This is a genomic window from Undibacterium sp. SXout20W (genome assembly GCF_049340285.1).
Taxonomy (GTDB): domain Bacteria; phylum Pseudomonadota; class Gammaproteobacteria; order Burkholderiales; family Burkholderiaceae_D; genus Undibacterium.
Genome location: NZ_JBMPPH010000014.1, coordinates 58,007 through 77,281 on the forward strand (window position 1 = coordinate 58,007; position 19,275 = coordinate 77,281).

Annotated in this window: 13 protein-coding genes and 1 riboswitch; of the genes, 9 read left to right on the top strand and 4 right to left on the bottom strand. The window is 46.3% G+C overall.

Going from position 1 to position 19,275, the window contains the following annotated elements; translation table 11 throughout:
- Window positions 1-65: 65 nt before the first annotated feature.
- Entirely contained in the window at window positions 66-2,891 is a 2,826-nt protein-coding gene (locus ACO0K1_RS09605; protein ID WP_423025075.1) for a valine--tRNA ligase, read from the bottom strand.
- 270 nt (window positions 2,892-3,161) lie between these two features.
- Between ACO0K1_RS09605 and ACO0K1_RS09610 the strand changes: the two genes are divergently transcribed.
- From ACO0K1_RS09610 to ACO0K1_RS09645, 8 genes are all read left to right on the top strand, one after another.
- Complete coding sequence (locus ACO0K1_RS09610) at window positions 3,162-5,252, top strand: tetratricopeptide repeat-containing diguanylate cyclase (RefSeq protein WP_423025077.1); 2,091 nt, start codon at window positions 3,162-3,164, stop codon at window positions 5,250-5,252.
- Between the two features lie 233 nt (window positions 5,253-5,485).
- Window positions 5,486-5,588: riboswitch (TPP riboswitch) on the top strand.
- A gap of 94 nt (window positions 5,589-5,682) precedes the next feature.
- On the top strand, window positions 5,683-7,596 hold the full coding sequence (gene thiC, locus ACO0K1_RS09615) for a phosphomethylpyrimidine synthase ThiC (RefSeq protein WP_423025079.1): 1,914 nt from the start codon (window positions 5,683-5,685) through the stop codon (window positions 7,594-7,596).
- Window positions 7,597-7,610: 14 nt separating this feature from the next.
- Window positions 7,611-7,865 carry a sulfur carrier protein ThiS gene (gene thiS, locus ACO0K1_RS09620; RefSeq protein ID WP_423025081.1) on the top strand — a complete coding sequence of 85 codons (255 nt, stop codon included), beginning with the start codon at window positions 7,611-7,613 and terminating at the stop codon, window positions 7,863-7,865.
- Window positions 7,866-8,045: 180 nt separating this feature from the next.
- A complete protein-coding gene (locus ACO0K1_RS09625) occupies window positions 8,046-8,831 on the top strand; it encodes a thiazole synthase (protein ID WP_423025083.1) in 786 nt (261 codons plus the stop codon).
- Window positions 8,831-9,625 carry a bifunctional hydroxymethylpyrimidine kinase/phosphomethylpyrimidine kinase gene (gene thiD, locus ACO0K1_RS09630; RefSeq protein ID WP_423025085.1) on the top strand — a complete coding sequence of 265 codons (795 nt, stop codon included), beginning with the start codon at window positions 8,831-8,833 and terminating at the stop codon, window positions 9,623-9,625. The genes ACO0K1_RS09625 and thiD overlap by 1 nt, the downstream gene beginning before the upstream one ends.
- Window positions 9,626-9,646: 21 nt before the next feature.
- Complete coding sequence (gene thiE / locus ACO0K1_RS09635) at window positions 9,647-10,276, top strand: thiamine phosphate synthase (protein WP_423025087.1); 630 nt, start codon at window positions 9,647-9,649, stop codon at window positions 10,274-10,276.
- A 240-nt stretch (window positions 10,277-10,516) separates the two neighbouring features.
- Window positions 10,517-12,805: a UvrD-helicase domain-containing protein gene (locus ACO0K1_RS09640; RefSeq protein WP_423025089.1), complete on the top strand. Its 2,289-nt coding sequence runs from the start codon at window positions 10,517-10,519 to the stop codon at window positions 12,803-12,805.
- 168 nt (window positions 12,806-12,973) lie between these two features.
- On the top strand, window positions 12,974-14,236 hold the full coding sequence (locus ACO0K1_RS09645) for a putative Na+/H+ antiporter (protein ID WP_423025091.1): 1,263 nt from the start codon (window positions 12,974-12,976) through the stop codon (window positions 14,234-14,236).
- A 152-nt stretch (window positions 14,237-14,388) separates the two neighbouring features.
- On the opposite strand, the gene ACO0K1_RS09650 is transcribed toward ACO0K1_RS09645, so the two are convergent.
- A complete protein-coding gene (locus ACO0K1_RS09650) occupies window positions 14,389-14,931 on the bottom strand; it encodes an acyloxyacyl hydrolase (RefSeq protein WP_423025093.1) in 543 nt (180 codons plus the stop codon).
- Between the two features lie 124 nt (window positions 14,932-15,055).
- Here ACO0K1_RS09650 and ACO0K1_RS09655 point away from each other — a divergent pair, with 124 nt between their 5' ends.
- On the top strand, window positions 15,056-15,970 hold the full coding sequence (locus ACO0K1_RS09655; protein WP_423025095.1) for an NAD(P)-dependent oxidoreductase: 915 nt from the start codon (window positions 15,056-15,058) through the stop codon (window positions 15,968-15,970).
- A gap of 102 nt (window positions 15,971-16,072) precedes the next feature.
- Here the strand turns inward: ACO0K1_RS09655 and ACO0K1_RS09660 are convergent, their stop codons facing one another.
- Together ACO0K1_RS09660 and ACO0K1_RS09665 are read right to left on the bottom strand one after the other, a co-directional pair.
- On the bottom strand, window positions 16,073-18,061 hold the full coding sequence (locus ACO0K1_RS09660; protein WP_423025097.1) for an acyltransferase family protein: 1,989 nt from the start codon (window positions 18,059-18,061) through the stop codon (window positions 16,073-16,075).
- A 201-nt stretch (window positions 18,062-18,262) separates the two neighbouring features.
- Window positions 18,263-19,222, bottom strand: coding sequence for a glycosyltransferase family 2 protein (locus tag ACO0K1_RS09665; protein WP_423025099.1), 960 nt, complete (start codon window positions 19,220-19,222; stop codon window positions 18,263-18,265).
- Between the last annotated feature and the right edge of the window lie 53 nt (window positions 19,223-19,275).

A 19,275-nucleotide genomic window follows, 5' to 3' on the forward strand; every position in this document is an offset into this window, starting at 1 on the left:
TGGTGAAGTGAACCACCACGTACAAAATTTTAGAGCATGTACTTTAACAACGGTCGCAATACCAATCAGGCGACGGGCAGTTTTGTAAATTGCTCACGCAGTTTAGCCAAAGTTGCCGAGAAATTAGTGACTCGCTCTTTCTCTTGCGCAACGACTGCAGCGGGCGCACGCGCTACAAAACTTTCATTATTCAACTTCACTTCCGCCTTGGCAATCTCGGTGTCGAGACGTGTGATTTCTTTGGTCAGACGTTCACGTTCAGCCGCGACGTCAATCTCTACTTTTAACATCAGCTTAGATTCACCGATGATCGAGACTGGAGCAGGAGATTCCGGCAAACTGTCTACCACACCAACTTCAGACAATTTAGCTAAGGCTTGCAGGTACGGTGCAAAAGATTGCAGGCGCACTTTATCCTCTGCGTTTGCCGCTTGCAATAGCAACGGTACGCGTAGTGCAGGCGACAATTGCATTTCACCGCGCAGGTTACGGCACGCATCGGTCATGGTTTTTAAAGCATGCATCCATGCTTCAGAGGCTTCATCAATATTCGCTGAGACGGCGATTGGATATGGCTGCACCATAATAGAGTCGCCAGCTGGGTTAAGTTGCTTCCCTGCCAATGGAGCGACCGTTTGCCATAAAGCTTCCGTCACAAACGGAATTACCGGGTGTGCCAAGCGCAATGTAACTTCCAACACGCGCAATAAAGTGCGACGAGTTGCACGCTGTTGTGCTGGTGTACCGTGTTGAACCTGAACCTTAGATACTTCCAGATACCAGTCGCAATACTCATCCCACACAAATTTGTAGATAGCGGACGCGATATTATCGAACCGATATTCAGCAAAACCTTTTTCTATTTCTGCTTCCGTACGTTGCAAGGTAGAAATGATCCATTTATCGGCTTGCGAATAGTCGAGATCAGCATCAGTAATATCAGCGCCAAAACCACAATCTTTACCTTCGGTATTCATCAACACGAAGCGTGTAGCGTTCCACAATTTATTGCAGAAATTACGATAACCTTCACAACGTGCCAAATCAAAATTAATGTTTCGTCCTAACGACGCATAGCTCGCCATTGTGAAACGAATAGCATCTGTGCCATACGCCTGAATGCCGTCAGCGAACTCTTTGCGGGTCGCTTTCTCGATCGCGGCAGCTTGCTTAGGATTCATCAAGCCTGACGTGCGTTTTGCCACCAAGTCATCCACTTTGATACCATCAATCAAATCGATAGGGTCAAGGGTGTTACCTTTAGATTTGGACATTTTTTGTCCGGTAGAATCCCGCACTAAGCCATGTACATACACGGTATTGAAAGGAATTTTTCCGGTGAAGTGCGTTGTCATCATGACCATACGCGCAACCCAGAAGAAAATGATATCGAAGCCCGTTACCAGCACGGAGGATGGCAGGAAGTGTTTCATGTCTGGCGTTTCTTCTGGCCAGCCCATCGTCGAAAACGGCACTAAAGCAGAGGAAAACCAAGTATCGAGCACGTCATCATCACGTTTCAATGTACCCGTGTAACCAGCCGCTGCTGCTTTGGCCTTAGCTTCTGCTTCATTACGAGCAACGAAAACTTCACCGTTATCGCCATACCATGCCGGAATTTGATGACCCCACCATAATTGGCGTGAAATACACCAGTCCTGGATATTGTTGAGCCATTGGTTATAGGTATTGGTCCAGTTTTCTGGAACAAATTTGATTTCACCGTTGGCGACTTTTTCAAGTGCCACTTCAGCAATGGATTTTCCTGGGAAATGTGTTCCTTCAGGCGCTGGTTTGCTCATCGCCATAAACCACTGATCGGTCAGCATCGGTTCGATAATCGTATTTGTGCGGTCACCGCGTGGCACCATTAATTTATGCGGCTTTACTTCCGCCAGCAAACCTTGCGCATCTAAGTCGGCGATGATTTGTTTACGTGCAACAAAACGATCCATACCTTGATAGGCAACTGGTGCGTTGTCGTTAATTTTGGCGTCCAAAGTCATGATAGAAATCAATGGCAGAGCATGGCGCTGACCAACGGCATAATCGTTCAAGTCATGGGCTGGCGTAATTTTGACGCAGCCAGTTCCAAATTCTTTGTCAACATAACTATCCGCAATGATGGGGACTTCGCGATCGGTCAGCGGCAATTTCAACATCTTGCCAACAAGATGTACATAACGCTCGTCCGTCGGATCTACCGCAACCGCAACGTCACCAAGCAAAGTTTCTGGACGTGTAGTGGCGACGGTCAGATGACCACTGCCATCTGCAAACGGATAGCGGATATTCCACATGAAGCCGTCTTCTTCTTCCGACACCACTTCCAGATCAGAAACTGCCGTACCCAGCACCGGATCCCAGTGAACAAGACGCTTGCCTCGGTAGATCAATCCTTGTTCGACTAAGCGAACAAACACCTCAGTCACCGCTGTAGAGCGTTCAGCATCCATCGTGAAATATTCACGATCCCAGTCGGCTGACGCGCCCATACGGCGCATTTGACCGGTAATAGTGGAGCCGGATTTTTCTTTCCATTCCCAGACTTTTTCTAAAAATTTCTCACGACCAAGATCATGGCGCGATATTTTTTGCGCATCTAACTGGCGCTCAACCACGATTTGCGTCGCAATACCAGCGTGATCTGTACCAGGAATCCACGCCGTATTATGACCACGCATGCGGTAGTAACGGGTCAAACCATCCATGATCGTCTGATTGAATGCATGCCCCATGTGCAACGTTCCAGTGACATTTGGGGGTGGCAACAAGATAGAAAACGACGGTTTGCCATCGTCCATGCTGGCAGCAAAATAGCCGCGTTGTTCCCATTCAGAGCGCCATTGTTGCTCGATTGCTGCCGGTTCGAAAGACTTCGCTAGTTCCATGATGATCTGTTAGTTAGTGTGCTAAACCGTTGATTATAAATGACAGGGGGGGTATTGACGCCGCTATCGCCGGGCATTTAGGGTAAAAAGTACCGATAGCTGTGTATGTTTTGCTACTTTTTTAAAGGAAAAACTTGCATTTGCTGCCAATTTTTTCGCTTTGCGCATATAGTGTCAGGATGCAACTCGTAATTATCCTCGTCCAATAATTGCCTGATAATTGTTTAACAATTGCCCACAATTACCCAATTTAATGCCACATTGATAACTATGCTCAACCAAAAGTTGCGGTCTATCTTCCGTTTTGGCATGTATGCATTTCTAGGAATGCTGTTGCATGGGAATGTCGCGCTTGCCGCTGAAACGGCCGATGAGGCGGTCGCAAAAGAGCAAATAACGGCCATACAAACATTGGGCGACAGCGATAACACGGAAGCGTTGAAACGTCTGCTGAGTATTAAACAAAAGCAAACATCTGCGACGCCACTCCAGGTTCGCCTAGACACGGTCAAAGTACTGGTCGATCTTTACTATGACGCTGGAAAAATCAAATCCAGCACCGCCGCGATCAATGAATTTCTGACACTTGCAACAGCAGGAAACGATACTAACGGTATTGCTATTGCCCAGATCATGGCCATATACCAATTGATAGACGCGGGAAAACTGCAAGAAGCTTTAAATAAGCTTAATGGCATCAACGACAGCCTGGCGCCAACTGCATCTGCTGAAGTAAAAATGCGCCTCAATAGTGCTTTTGGTAGCGTCTATTTTTTACTTGGGAACTTTGATTCCTCACTCAAAAATTTTCTTGATGCGTTAAAACTCACCGATGATTTGGCGACACGCCAGCTTCAGAGCCGCATACAACGACTGGATGCCATCGCGAAGTTATATATTGCCATGAAGGATCCTATGAAGGCACTGGCAACCATTGATGAAGCCTTCAAAATTTCACCGTTAGCACGTGCACCAAAAACCTATGCATCATTGAACATCAGTCAAGGTATCGCCTACGCCAATTTAAAAGAAAATGAGAAATCGGTCAGCGCCTATGAAAATGCCCTGAAAATTTCGCAAGATGCAGGAATGCTCACCAGTGAAGTGATTTGCCTGATCAACATCAGCGATCACTATCTGATCGTGAACGACTATAAAAAAGCAGAGGATTTTGCCAGGCAGAGTCTGGCGCGTGCAGAGACCTTAGGAGATAAGCCATCCATTGACATTGCGAAGGTCAACCTGGGTCTTGCATTCGCTGGACAAGGACGGGTTGCGGCTGGCGTCGAGTTAGTCAATGGCGTAATCAATGCGTACATAGCATCGGGTCAGAAGACAGATGCCGAAGGGATTATCGGTGAGCTTGCGAATATGTATGAACGGGCTGGCATGTACAAAGAAGCCTTGGCGACGTTACGTCAGCAGCAAAAATTAAGTGACGAGTTATTCCGTTCAGATCGCTCCAAAACCGTGGCTCAATTGCAGGAACAATTTAATGCCAAGCAAAGGCAAAAGCAAATTGAATTACTGGGGAAAGAAAATGCCTTAAAGGATGCTGACATCCGCAATCATCACCTGCAGCAAGTCATCACGCTGCTTGGCGCCTTGGTGACAGTGATGGTCGGTATCTTCATTTTCTTGTTGTATCGCCGCGTCCAAAGAGCAAATCAAGAGTTGCGCGAAGCCAATACGCAGTTAGAGTTCCACGCAATCCATGATCCATTAACAGGTTTATACAACCGTCGTTCGTTTGTCGAACTCATGAAAACGCGGACAGCACAAGTTGAAGCAGACCGTCGCGAAGCGAGGGAGGGAAATCCTGATTGCCTGATCCTGCTCGACATCGATCACTTCAAGCAGATTAATGATACCTGGGGACATGCTGCCGGGGACGCAGTCTTGGCGCAGGTCGCACAACGTTTACGCAAAGCTGTCCGTGATACAGATATGGTGTTACGTTGGGGCGGCGAAGAATTTTTAGTTTATTCACCCAAATCCAATCCATCACAAGTGGCGGGTCTCGTAGAACGGGTGCTGCAATCGGTCGGTGAAACCAGTATTTCCGTTGGCGACCACGACATACAAGTCACGATGACAGCAGGTTTTATTTCTTTGCCATTTTCGGATATTCCTGAAGAAGACCTGAATTGGGAAAAAGCCTTACAGATTGCCGATATGGCCTTGTACCTTGGTAAAGCCAATGGACGAAACCGTGCGTACGGGGTCGCCAAAGTGTTGGTTGATGCGGCCTCCGCATTGCCATTTTTTGAAGAAGATCTGGCAGCAGCCGTGAGTTCGGGTATCGTGGAATTGATTGAAGTACAGGGTCCACCAAAACTTGAATTGCCACGATCCAAATAAAATAACGTAGCGCAGGTCACTCAGTCCGATCAGTCCGTCAGTAAGATCAGTACGTCATTTAGCAAATTAATCCTACCCACACAATGCAATCAGCGCCCCCGTTTTTGGTCGGACAGGTGCAATCCACGCGGTCAGTTTGAGCGACCCTTCTTCATTTTTTTTCTATGAACACCAAGTTGGTTATATAATGCCGCCACGACAGCAGTGATGTGAAAAATTCACGACTGCCAAGTAAACAATGCTAGGGGTCCTGATATCGAAGTTTGGTATCGGGTGAGAAATACCCTCGAACCTGATCTGGATAATGCCAGCGAAGGGAAGCCGCTAAAAATCGTGCCTGTGTCATTTCTTATTTCCCTGACATACGCGCATCGTATTTTTAACAACTCCTTTGCTGGCTCCATGCCAACAAGCAAAGGAGCCAAAATTAATGAATGCCAATCCCAAATTTCTGTCCGCCACGGCGACAGTTGACCAAGCCGCTATTGCGCCGCTGCCAAATTCTCGTAAAGTTTATGTACAAGGAAGTCGCCCCGACATCCGTGTGCCTATGCGTGAAATCAGTCAATCTGATACGCCAGCCTCTTTCGGTGCTGAAAAAAATCCCCCCATCTATGTCTATGATACGTCAGGGCCTTATACGGATCCCAATGTCAGTATTGATATTCGCTCTGGGTTAACCTCTGTACGCGGTGCCTGGATTGCGGAACGTAATGATACTGAGGAATTATCTGGCCCAAGCTCAACATACGGGCAAGAAAGGCTGAACGACCCGCAATTGGCTGAGTTGCGCTTTAATCTGAAGCGTTTGCCACGGCGCGCCAAAGCAGGCAAAAACGTCTCGCAAATGCACTATGCACGCCAGGGCATTATCACGCCAGAGATGGAGTACATTGCAATTCGCGAAAACCTACAACGCAAAGAATATTTAGCCAACTTAAAAGCCTCTGGTCCTATGGGACATAAGCTGGCAGAGATGATGGGTCGTCAACATCCGGGGCAATCATTTGGCGCATCCATACCGACAGAAATTACACCGGAATTTGTTCGCTCTGAAGTGGCACGCGGTCGCGCGATTATTCCGGCCAATATCAATCACCCAGAAGTTGAACCGATGATTATCGGCCGCAATTTTTTGGTCAAAATTAACGCCAATATCGGCAACTCCGCAGTGACCTCTTCTATCGGTGAAGAAGTCGAAAAAATGACATGGGCAATTCGATGGGGTGGCGATAACGTGATGGATTTGTCAACCGGCAAACACATCCATGAAACACGTGAATGGATCATTCGCAACTCCCCCGTACCTATCGGTACTGTGCCTATCTATCAAGCACTAGAAAAGGTCAACGGTAAAGCCGAAGATCTGACCTGGGAAATATTCAGAGACACATTAATTGAACAAGCGGAACAGGGAGTTGACTATTTTACGATCCATGCTGGCGTGCGTCTGCAATACGTGCCGCTGACAGCAAAACGCATGACTGGCATCGTTTCGCGTGGAGGTTCGATTATGGCGAAGTGGTGTTTAGCGCACCATAAGGAAAGCTTTTTATACGAACATTTCGAGGACATTTGCGAGATCATGAAGGCCTATGACGTGTCGTTCAGTCTGGGCGACGGTTTGCGCCCGGGGTCAATCTACGATGCCAACGATGAAGCGCAATTGGGTGAACTGAAAACCTTGGGGGAACTGACGCAAATCGCCTGGAAACACAACGTCCAAGTGATGATCGAAGGCCCTGGTCATGTACCGATGCACCTGATCAAAGAAAACATGGATCTGCAATTAGAGCAGTGTCACGAAGCGCCGTTTTATACGCTGGGACCATTGACGACCGATATTGCACCAGGTTACGACCACATCACGTCAGGCATTGGTGCCGCCCAAATCGGCTGGTATGGCACGGCGATGTTGTGCTACGTAACACCAAAAGAGCATCTGGGTTTGCCAAATAAAGTCGACGTTAAAGACGGCATCATCACCTACAAAATCGCGGCACACGCTGCCGATTTAGCAAAGGGACATCCGGGCGCACAAATTCGTGACAATGCCTTATCCAAAGCACGTTTTGAATTCCGCTGGGAAGACCAATTCAACATCGGCCTTGATCCAGATAAAGCACGCGAATTTCACGATGAAACTTTACCCAAAGATTCCGCCAAAGTGGCGCATTTTTGCTCGATGTGCGGTCCCCATTTTTGCTCCATGAAAATCACACAAGAAGTTCGTGAATATGCAGCGAATCAAGGAATTACAGAAATCGCAGCCTTAAAGCAAGGCATGCAAATTAAGGCGATAGAGTTTGTGAAAAACGGTGCTGAAATTTACCGCAAACAGTAATTGCTCCCATCAACATGGTTACAAATATCGCAAAACATATCGCTGAACATATCGCTGAACATATCGCTACGAACATTGAATTAAACGGTAGCGTTTATCAAGTCACGTCAGGGAACACGATTGACGATCTGATTGGCTTACTTGATCTACGCGAAAAAAATATCGCGGTGGCCGTGAATCGACAGATTATTCCTCGTAGTCAATGGGAAAGTCAGTCCTTACAAAGCAACGACAAGGTGGACGTGGTGCGTGCCATCGGCGGCGGTTAAGTCCAGCTGCAAATCAATGTCTGGATGTCGCCGTGTGACTGAAAGTTCCGATTGCACGGCGCAACCTATGCAATTGAAGCCTATGCAATTGAAGCCTACGCAATTGAAGCCTACGTAATCACAGCCTATGTAATCACAGCCTGTGTAATAGCAGTCAATGTATATGAAAAGGAATAAAAAATGCAAACCCCAGAAGGCCTCACCATTGCTGGAAAAACTTATCGCTCACGCCTATTGGTTGGCAGCGGAAAGTACAAAGATTTAGAACAAACCCGTCTGGCAACCGAAGCGTCCGGTGCTGAAATTATTACGGTCGCAATTCGTCGTGTCAATATTGGGCAAGACCCCAATGCACCAAGTCTACTCGATGTTGTTCCACCGTCAAAATATACGATTTTGCCAAATTCTGCTGGTTGTTATAACGCAGAAGACGCGGTTTATACATTGCAATTAGGTCGTGAACTATTGGGTGGACATAAGCTCTGCAAACTTGAAGTATTGGGCGATGAAAAAACCTTATTTCCGAATATGCCTGAGACCTTGAAGGCGGCAAAAATTTTGGTCAATGATGGCTTTGATGTGATGGTGTATTGCAGTGACGATCCTATCCAGGCGAAGATGTTAGAAGACATTGGTTGCGTCGCTGTGATGCCATTAGCGTCGTTGATCGGTTCTGGGATGGGAATTTTGAATCCATGGAACTTATCGCTGATCATTGAGCAAGCCAAGGTACCGGTGTTAGTGGATGCCGGTGTCGGCACCGCTTCCGATGCCGCCATCGCCATGGAGTTAGGCTGCGATGGCGTATTGATGAACACCGCCATTGCTGGCGCGCGTGATCCTATCCGCATGGCGCGGGCAATGGGTTTGGCGGTGGAGGCTGGACGAGATGCATTTTTAGCAGGACGCATGCCACGCAAGTTTGCCGCATCCCCGTCGTCACCAATGGCTGGGCGTATCGTTTAATGAAAACCAGACAACGTCCTTGCGTCTTAGTCTTTGCTGGTCACGATCCGAGCGGTGGAGCGGGCATTCAAGCTGATATTGAAGCAATCGCTGCGCAAGGTGCCCATGCCTTACCGGTGATTACCGCGCTCACTGTGCAGGACAATGATCATGCGTATGCCGTACATGCAGTGGACGCACAAATCATCTTACAACAAGCGATGACTTTGGTCGCTAAAATGCCCATTAGTGTCGTCAAGATTGGGATCGTTGCGCATAAAAAAAATGCTGCGGCGATTGCCAGTTTTATTCTTAAATTGCGCCAACAACAGTCTGATCTGCAAATCATCGTCGATCCTGTCCTTGGCAGTGGTCATGGTGATGCTTTGTCGCTCGATGATGCGGTGGCTGCGATCCAGCCTTTGCTGGCGGTCGCCACGCTCATCACACCTAATCTGCCAGAATTATCACGTCTGGCACCATCTTCTCAAGGCTACGTGGCACAAGCACAGCAACTACTGCAAGCCACTGCCTCAGATGTGTTGGTAAAAGGGGGGCATGGCACCGAAGATACAGTGAAGAACATCTGGTACCAGCGCCAGCAGTTGCAAGCATCAAAAGAATGGTTATGGCCGAGGCTGGCGGGAGAATTTCATGGCAGCGGTTGCACCCTCGCCTCTGCCATCGCTGGCCGCCTGGCCGTAGGTGAATCATTGGCGAACGCCTTGGATCACGCGCAAAAATATACCCAACAATGTCTGGAGCAGGCCTACGCAATTGCTGTTGGTCAGCTCATTCCACAACGACATATTTAATACATCCATAAATTCAATGCTATGACAATCAACAACTTACGTGGGCTGTACATTGTTACCCCTGATTGGGATGATACAGAGAAGCTCATCCTTGTGACCGGGCAGGCACTCAAAGGTGGTGCTAACATCGTTCAGTATCGCCACAAAACGGCAAACAACGATCTGCGCAGACAGCAAGCACGGTCTTTGCAAGCACTATGCCGTGACTATCAAAAACCTTTCATCATTAACGATCATCTGGATTTATTTTTGGAACTTGATGCGGATGGCTTGCATGTGGGCGGTCTGGATATCTCGGTGGCGCAGGCACGCAGCGCTATTGGCGCTAATAAAATCTTAGGCGCCTCCTGTTATGGCGACATCGAGCTGGCACGCAACGCGGTCAGCTGCGGTGCAAGTTATATCGCGTTTGGCGGATTTTATCCGTCACGAATAAAAAAATATGCGGTAACAACGGCATCGACAATCGTGTCCGATGCAGGCGCGCAATTTCAATTACCAAAAGTCGTCATTGGTGGAATGACTTTAGAAAATTGTCGGCCGCTGGTGCAACATGGCGCAGAAATGGTCGCAGTGATCAGTAGCGTATATATGGCAGATGATCCGCAGAGAGCCGCACAAGAATTTTCAGCCTTGTTTTTAGAGCCATGACAGTCCAAGTTCACAAAACCTTGCCAGCGATATCAGATAAGCAGCGAACCACCGGATAGGATCACAAAGTATCTTATTGACAATTAATCGATGTCAATCAGGTAATGCAGGCAGAGCAATTTTGCAATGACGACAAGCGCAACGTCGTCGCTCGTAACAACATCGATACTACATCGATAACTACATCGATCACAGCACCGATAACAGCCCAGCGGCAGCGCACTCCCGTATAATCGAGGTATGCAAAATTTACTCCATAACTTAAATCCCGAGCAGCTTGCCGCTGTGACTCTGCCAGCGCAGTCAGCGCTGATTTTGGCTGGTGCTGGCTCTGGCAAAACAAGGGTGCTGACCACCCGTATTGCGTGGCTCATACAAACGGGGCAAGTATCGCCTGGCGGTATTTTGGCGGTGACGTTTACCAATAAAGCCGCTAAAGAGATGATGTCGCGTCTCTCGGCGATGTTGCCGATCAATACACGCGGCATGTGGATAGGCACGTTTCATGGCTTATGCAACCGCCTGCTGCGCGCCCACCACCGCGATGCGGGTTTGCCGCAGACGTTTCAAATTTTAGATTCCGGCGATCAACTGTCGTTTATTAAACGCTTATTGAAAGCGAACAATATTGACGATGAGAAATTTCCACCTAAGACCCTGATGTATTTCATTAATAGCGCCAAAGATCAGGGATTACGCGCGGCCCAGGTCGATGCCTACGATGATTTCAATCGCAAGATGGTGGGCTTATATGATCTGTACGATGCCCAATGCCAACGCGAAGGAGTAGTCGATTTTGCAGAGTTATTGCTGCGGACTTATGAATTATTAAGCCGTAATCAGCCCTTGCGTGAGCACTATCAGGAACGCTTCCGCCATGTATTGGTTGATGAGTTTCAAGATACCAACGATTTGCAATACAAATGGCTAAAACTCATGGCGGGTGCTGGCAACCGCCGCGCCGGTGCAGTGTTTGCAGTCGGTGATGACGATCAAAGTATTTACGCGTTCCGTGGCGCAAATGTTGGCAATATGTCGGCATTTGAGCGTGAATTTGAAGTTAAAAATCTGATTAAGCTGGAACAAAATTATCGTTCCCATGGCCATATCTTAGATAGCGCCAACATCCTGATTGCCAATAACAGCAAGCGTCTCGGCAAGAATCTTCGTACTGATGCAGGGCATGGCGAATTAGTCAGAGTCATGGAAGCCAGTAGCGATATTCAAGAGGCCAACTGGATCATCGAAGAAGCAAAGAATTTGATACGCGAAGGTTCTTTGCGTAGTGAAATCGCGATTTTGTATCGGTCAAACGCACAATCACGCGTCATTGAACATGCGCTGTTCACGGCAAACATTCCATATCGTGTGTACGGCGGACAACGCTTCTTTGAACGTGCCGAAATCAAACATGCGATTGCGTATTTGCAACTGATGGACAATCCACATAATGATTCGGCTTTTTTACGTGTCGTGAATTTTCCAACACGTGGTATCGGCGCCAGATCGATTGAACAGCTACAAGATGCAGCAAAGCAACAAGGAAGCTCATTGTATGCAGCGGTTCGTCATGTCGGCGGCAAAGCTGGGGCATCGCTCGCTAATTTTGTGAAATTAATTGAAGGTGCACGCTTCGAAACACAAAATTTGCCGTTGCCAGAAATGGTCAAAATCGTTCTCGATCTGAGCACGCTGATGACACATTATCAAACTGAAAAAGAAGGCGCTGACCGTATAGAAAACTTGGAACAATTGGTCAATGCAGCAACCTTATTTGTGTCAGAAGAAGGCTTTGGCAAAGAAGCGCCCGCATTTAGCGGCCCCGCCAGTAGTGCGGCAGTTTTGTTAGATAACGGTGATGGCACAACCATCATCGATGCTGATGCAGCGCTACCAACGTTGATGTCGCCGCTCTCCGCATTTTTATCACATGCCTCGTTGGAAGCGGGCGATAATCAGGCGCAGGCTGGACAAGACGCGATGCAATTAATGACCGTGCATTCGGCCAAAGGTCTGGAATTTGATGCGGTGTTTATCACAGGCTTGGAAGAAGGCCTGTTCCCCCATGAAAATAGCGCGCAAGAAGAATCTGGCGTTGAAGAAGAGCGACGATTGATGTATGTCGCGATCACACGTGCACGTCAGCGTTTGTACCTCAGTTTCTCGCAAACCCGAATGTTGCATGGACAAACCCGCTACAACATGCGTTCACGCTTTTTTGATGAATTGCCAGAAAACTCATTGAAATGGCTGTCACCTAAAATCCAACCTAGCTGGTTTGGTCAAAGCAAAAAATCAGCATGGGATGACGCACCGATTGATGAATCCAATCGGATCGCACAACAAATCACCAAGCAAAGTTCGGCGATGACATGGCGTATCGGCCAAGGTGTGATGCATCCTAAGTTTGGTGAGGGGGTGATTGTAAATATTGAAGGCAGCGGACCGAACGCCAGAGCACATATTAATTTTGGACAATTCGGCATGAAATTACTCGATTTGAGCGTTGCTAAGCTGGAAAAAATTTAACGCAAAAAGGCTCTTTTGACGCCTGTGTAACGTTACGCAGGCAATCACTGTGCTTTGTAAGTGTTCGCAGCTTATTTTGGGATCGGAATCGTTGACATCACATCGTCAAATGTCGATGTCGATGTCGAATCATTGCGGTTTTGCTGACCGTAAAAAAAAGGATCGTCGATGGTAACAGATCAACTATTGCAATACATTGGTGCCGGGCTGTTTGCCCTTGCCGTCATACATACATTTTCTACAAAATACTTTTTAGATCTCGCCCATCGTAGTCGTCATCACGCCGGCTTGTGGCATTTGTTGGGAGAAGTCGAGGTCGTGTTTGGTTTTTGGGCACTCATATTGGTGGCGGTGATTGGCATTCTGTACAGCCATCATCACGCCATCGACTATCTGGATGCGCTCAATTTTAATGAACCGCTATTTGTGTTTGTCATTTTAGTGATGGCCGGAACACGTCCTGTGCTGTGGACAGTCAAAGAAATCGTGGCCCGCATTGCACGGATCTTGCCATTTTCAGATCAATTATCGGCCTATTTACTATGTCTGACTCTGGTTCCTCTCCTAGGCTCTTTTATTACTGAACCTGCGGCAATGACGTTAGCAGCTTTAATGTTACGCGAACGTTTTTATAAAAAATCTATTTCAACGCGCATGAAATACATGACGCTGGGTGCCTTATTTGTGAATGTGTCAATTGGCGGTGTACTCACGCCTTTTGCCGCCCCACCAGTATTGATGGTAGCTGAAAAATGGGGTTGGGATATTGCCTTTATGAGCAGCAACTTCGGCTGGAAAGCAGCGTGTGCCGTAGTGATTAATGGCCTGTTGTTGACGGTCTGGTTTAAACGCGAACTTCTTAGCTTGCCATCAGAAGAAAAGCAACAAACTGCGCCGCGAATGCCAGTTCCAGTGATAGCAATTCATCTTTCATTTCTGGCATTAACAGTCTGTTTTGCGCATTATCCGGTCGTTTTTTTGGGCTTGTTTTTGTTTTTTCTGGGATTTACCGAAGCCTACCAACGCTTTCAGGATAGGCTAATGCTCAGAGAAGGCCTGTTGGTTGCATTTTTTCTGGCGGGGTTGGTCGTTTTAGGTGGAATGCAGCAATGGTGGCTGCAACCGATACTGGCAGGTTTAAATAATCTCGTACTATTTTTCGGGGCGATGTCACTCACTGCGATTACGGATAATGCTGCACTGACTTATCTGGGTTCTCTCGTCAGCGGCTTATCCGAGGGCGCGAAATACGCTTTAGTCGCCGGGGCTGTAACAGGTGGCGGATTGACGGTCATTGCGAATGCACCAAATCCCGCCGGCTATGCGATTTTGAAAGAGTGTTTTGATGAAGGCACGATTAGTCCGACTGGATTGACCTTGGCTGCATTGATACCGACAGCCGTATCTGCTTTCTTCTTCCTGGTGTTTTAGTTTTAATTTTAGCCTTGCAGCAGAGTAGCAGCTTCCGCTTATCAGCTTATCAGCTTGCCAGCGCCAATGGTATGAAAATGGGGGCAACTGCCCCCTGCCTCAGCCCAAAACCGCACAAAGCGGAGCGGCGCCAATACTAAGAACGAATCGCCTTAAAAACTATGTCCGACTTTAATCACTGCCAGATTGGCGCCCGGATTTGGGTGTTTAATCGCACCATTTGAAAAATGCTGCACCTTGAGTGCCAGATCCCAACCATTATCAAAGACGTAGCCAACACCTAAATGATCGCCAAACTGAAACGCTGTTGAAAATTGACGATTATTGTTGCTGTAGATATGCGAAAACAAATGAAAGCCAATCGCCGCTTCACCGTATAGGCCTTTTCGGCTGTTGCTCTGGAACCGGAACACCGGTGTAATACCAATATCAGTAATGTTTTGCGTCTCGTTAGGAATGCCCTTATACGCATTATTGCGCCATTGGGTCAGGGTTGCATCCCAGTAGCCGCCAATAAACGTGCCATTGGACTTATACCACTCATTATCCCAATTCCATTGGGCGCCAGCCCTGACAAATTGAGAACGATTACCGGTGGCGACCTCGCCCGACACAGAATCAATTGCTGCTGCGTTCAAATGAACAAGCACCAAGCCTAAACCCGCTAACAAAAGCTTTTTATTTAAGATTTTCATGTTTTTCGTCTACATTTATCAAGACATCAGCATTAAAGAATACCATAATTTCGATAGACGTAATGACGACGAGCTTCATTGAAAAACAATATCCTGCAATTAAATCTTGGTAACAACAACGATCATGAACAATACAGAAAAAATCGCCTTTTTGGGTACAGGCTTAATGGGACTGCCAATGGCAACGCGCTTGTTGCAGGCCGGATATGCCGTCAACGTATGGAATCGCACCAGAGAAAAAGCTGAACCTCTATCGCTATTGGGGGCACACGTTGCTGACTCGGCCAGCGCAGCCCTCACCTTTGCTGATGGTTCAGCAGATATCATCATCACTATGCTCGATGCCGGCCCTATTGTTGAGTTAGTCTTGATGGAAATTTTACCTTCGCTTAAAGCGGGATGCATCGTGATTGATATGAGTTCCACCAAACAATCAGAGGCACAAAATTTTCATGCTTTGCTGGAAAAATACAACATCAATTTTGTCGACGCGCCAGTGTCAGGCGGCGTGATCGGTGCACAAACGGGCAAGCTGGCAATTATGGCGGGTGGCAGCGAAAAGAATTTTTCAGAAGTACAAGCAGTATTGTCAGTCTTGGGGCATCCAACCCATGTGGGTGTTGCCGGTACAGGGCAATTAGCAAAATTATGTAATCAACTCATCGTCGGTGGCACCATCAATATCGTCGCCGAAGCCCTGTTGTTAGCACAAGCGGGCGGCGCCGATCCGGTTGCAGTACGACAAGCCTTGCGCGGCGGTTTTGCAGAAAGCCGTATTCTCGAAGTGCATGGTCAGCGCATGCTTGATCGCACCTTTATTCCGGGTGGACAAGTCAAATCGCAGGCGAAAGATATGAATAATATTATGGATGCTGCGCAAATTTTTCAGTTGAATTTACCTTTAACTACCCAGGCAACTGCTATTTTTCAACAACTGGTGGCCAGTCACGCCAGCGCAGATCATTCAGCGGCATTACTTGAACTGGAAAAATGTAATCCGGGTACACGTTTAGGTAAACAGGACAATCAATTTTCATAAGCATCGTCTAAGATTGACTATGACGATTTAAGCGCAGATAAGCCTAAATAGTCATAGTCAACCTTGTTGAACTTTATTGATCCTATTTAACTTTATTCAACCTTATTCAACCTTATGTGGATTTGCTGATGTGACCTTTTCCACCAAGGCTTTTTTGGCTAACCAATCCGAAGCAACGGGCGTCAAGTGACCGTAATCCCAACTGGTAATACCAAGTTTTCTATCTGATCCCAAATAAATCAAACAACCGTCAGCATTACAAAAAACATCCATCAAACTGACAAATGTAACCTCGGAATCGGCAGGAAATCTTTCTTTAAGTTCACGGTCGAGAGTCGCCAAATCTTGGTTAACACCAAACCAGGTTCGCTGCTTACCATAATCTCGCCAAAAATTTCGAACGACCAATTTGGGCAAGTCCTGCTTCCAATGAGGAGACGGCCCCGTAAAGATGACTTTTTTTATTCCCATTGCTTTCAAGCTTTTTGTCATCAATTTCATTTTTTCTAATGAATGATCGGTGTTTTGGGCAACAATAACGACATCGGGCATAGTCTTAGCAATAGTCTGCAACGTAAACCAATTAGACTGCTGACAATAATTCGTGGAAGAAGTAAACTTGATCTCTGGATCAGGTACACAACCTGAGCTTACACCTAGTAATATTTGCCAATTTTCAGGCAAATTATTGACTAAGCCATCCACTAACATTTGCGCGTGAGAGTCCCCCCAAACTAATACCGCATGATCTTGGCTCACATTGCGCGTATAACAGCTACTAGCGATCGACTTACGCGGAACCAGTGTCGCATGACCTTTGCGGTACTGGTCGATATCGTAAAAATCGCAATCAGCACGAAATTTCCGCTGCATATCAGTACGTTCAAAATATTTCCAATCTGGTAGTGAATTTTCAAAATAATTTAAATAGTCGCTCCTGCTAATCTCAATGGGATTATTTTTGAAAAATCCCTCGCGTTGACAACCCGATATACCAAAGAACGCGATTGCCGCCATGCCAACCAACAGTAACAACGCCTTTTTATTAACGTTGTATGCGACCCGAAACGGCTTCTCGATCAAAGCAAAAGTAAACCACGAAAGAAACACACAAACCAATATCGTAGCGCCTATATCAAATGTTGAAACGTTCGTCTTGATAATTCGTAAAAACGACAATGCTGGCCAATGCCAAAGATATAGCGGATAACTAATTAGTCCGACCCAGACCATTATTTTATTGCTTAAAACTTTTGTATTTAGCCATGCATCCCGTCCAGCAGAAACGGTTAAAACAGCACCAACTACGGGAATCAAAGCCCAATACCCAGGAAACTCACTGCCTTCATTTATGGTGAACAATCCCCCAACAATCAGAAATAAACCCACCACGGAACATAAATTTTTATCCCGTCGAAAACTATCTGGCGCATGTAACGTCAGATAGGCTAATGCTCCGCCCGCCATTAACTCCCAAAATCGGGATATCGGGAGGTAAAAATCTGCTGTAGGATTTACTTTTGCTAAATATAGATTAGCTAAGAATGAAATGACGCCAATGACAGTAGTAATTAAGAGAAAATTCCATTTTTTTCGCCAAACAAAAGCGAGAAATAAAGGCCAAAAAATATAAAACTGCTCCTCGATTGCAAGGCTCCAAAGATGAAGCAAGGGTTTTGTCGTCGCGTCATTATCAAAATAGCCGCCCTCATTGAATAGCGTGAAATTTTGAACAAATAATGCGCCTGAAGCAGTGTGTTTACATAGCTGTTTAAATTCGTCGTTGAATAGCGAAAACCAACCGAGACTTAAAACAGTGAGTAAAACAAAAATTAATGCGGGGAAAATTCGTTTTATACGCCGGACGTAAAACTCGCGAATACTAAACCGGTCATGCTCTAAGCTAGAAAAAATAATGCTTGATATTAAATATCCTGAAATAACGAAGAAGATATCAACACCGATGAATCCCCCTGGAAGAGCGCTTGGAAATGCATGAAAAATCACCACCGAAAGTATTGCGATAGTACGCAGTCCATCAATATCTGGCCGATATTTGGTGTGAATAGCTTTAGAAAATTGGAGACTCATTATTCGTTTTTATAAATAATTCCACTGACATAAGTAAAGAACATTTGGATTGACACACCTTCGTTGATACACCTTAGAATCTATCGTCGAATGTTCAATAATGATCAAGCGCATTAGCATTAATATCCGCCATACCTCTATCTATGAATCTCGACAAGCCACCCATTACGTGCATAAGAGATGGGGATAGGATTCTAGGCACTATTTGGAACGTGGCAGTGTTACCGCTAAGATAAATAAATTCAACGTCCGCATGAGTGTCTTATGTATCAATTTTTTTTGACATAAACCCCTTAGCCGCTCTCGTCGTGATAGACGCTCAAAATCGGCTAAAAAATCGATTGTTAGCGCACTACCTAGTGGAATTTTTTTGATTTTTTCACGAAATGCTTTGGCCTGTTTACTTGCAGCGAGCAGACGTTGCGCCTCAAGTGCAAACTGCGTCATAGGTCTTGAAAAAATTTGTCGATAATATTGTGTCGGCGCGCCAATTTGATTATTTTCATGCTGCCGATACAAAATAGTTGGTGTCTCAATATAGGCGACCCTCCCGATTACACTAGCGATCAGTATCAACCACCAATCGTGAACAATGGCTTCTGCAGGCAACGGCAGCGCAATCTCTAACAATTTCCGATTGACGATCATCGTGCAGCCAGCTGCAACATTGGAAAGAAAAATATTGGGTATGGATTGAAAATTCTTAGGATTAATATTTTGCGACTTGAAAAACGACGGATGTGTAATCTCAAGTTCACTATTGGTGACTGCTAAATCTGAAAAAACGAGCAATGGCACATCAGATCCTGAGTCACGCTCTAATTCCAATAACTTTTGTAACGACATTTGTATTTTCTCATCTAGCCAAATGTCGTCTTGGTCTGAAAGCATTACATAATCTGCCGTTGTGTGAGCTAATGCGTTACCAAAGTTTTTGACGACGCCGCGTAGGCTATTTAAATACAACTTAACATTCGGGTGCTCTGATGCAATCTCAGAAACGATCGTCGCCGTTTGGTCAGTCGACATATTATCCGAAACAATAATAGATCCCAGAGCAAAACCTGCAAGCTCGATACGATTAGAAAGTATGGATCCGATTTGGTCGCGAATAAATTTTTCACCGTTATATGAAGCCAGTGCAATATCGATCGTAGGCATGATTAAAATATAAAATGACCTTGTGTTTATCCAACAAAAACATACCCTTGATT

What these genes read in the sequence shown, in the direction of transcription:
- ACO0K1_RS09605 (WP_423025075.1), bottom strand. Translation starts at nt 2,891, where the DNA reads ATGGAACTAGCGAAGTCTTTCGAACCGGCAGCAATCGAGCAACAATGG.
- ACO0K1_RS09610 (WP_423025077.1), top strand. Translation starts at nt 3,162, where the DNA reads ATGCTCAACCAAAAGTTGCGGTCTATCTTCCGTTTTGGCATGTATGCA.
- thiC (WP_423025079.1), top strand. Translation starts at nt 5,683, where the DNA reads ATGAATGCCAATCCCAAATTTCTGTCCGCCACGGCGACAGTTGACCAA.
- thiS (WP_423025081.1), top strand. Translation starts at nt 7,611, where the DNA reads ATGGTTACAAATATCGCAAAACATATCGCTGAACATATCGCTGAACAT.
- ACO0K1_RS09625 (WP_423025083.1), top strand. Translation starts at nt 8,046, where the DNA reads ATGCAAACCCCAGAAGGCCTCACCATTGCTGGAAAAACTTATCGCTCA.
- thiD (WP_423025085.1), top strand. Translation starts at nt 8,831, where the DNA reads ATGAAAACCAGACAACGTCCTTGCGTCTTAGTCTTTGCTGGTCACGAT.
- thiE (WP_423025087.1), top strand. Translation starts at nt 9,647, where the DNA reads ATGACAATCAACAACTTACGTGGGCTGTACATTGTTACCCCTGATTGG.
- ACO0K1_RS09640 (WP_423025089.1), top strand. Translation starts at nt 10,517, where the DNA reads ATGCAAAATTTACTCCATAACTTAAATCCCGAGCAGCTTGCCGCTGTG.
- ACO0K1_RS09645 (WP_423025091.1), top strand. Translation starts at nt 12,974, where the DNA reads ATGGTAACAGATCAACTATTGCAATACATTGGTGCCGGGCTGTTTGCC.
- ACO0K1_RS09650 (WP_423025093.1), bottom strand. Translation starts at nt 14,931, where the DNA reads ATGAAAATCTTAAATAAAAAGCTTTTGTTAGCGGGTTTAGGCTTGGTG.
- ACO0K1_RS09655 (WP_423025095.1), top strand. Translation starts at nt 15,056, where the DNA reads ATGAACAATACAGAAAAAATCGCCTTTTTGGGTACAGGCTTAATGGGA.
- ACO0K1_RS09660 (WP_423025097.1), bottom strand. Translation starts at nt 18,061, where the DNA reads ATGAGTCTCCAATTTTCTAAAGCTATTCACACCAAATATCGGCCAGAT.
- ACO0K1_RS09665 (WP_423025099.1), bottom strand. Translation starts at nt 19,222, where the DNA reads ATGCCTACGATCGATATTGCACTGGCTTCATATAACGGTGAAAAATTT.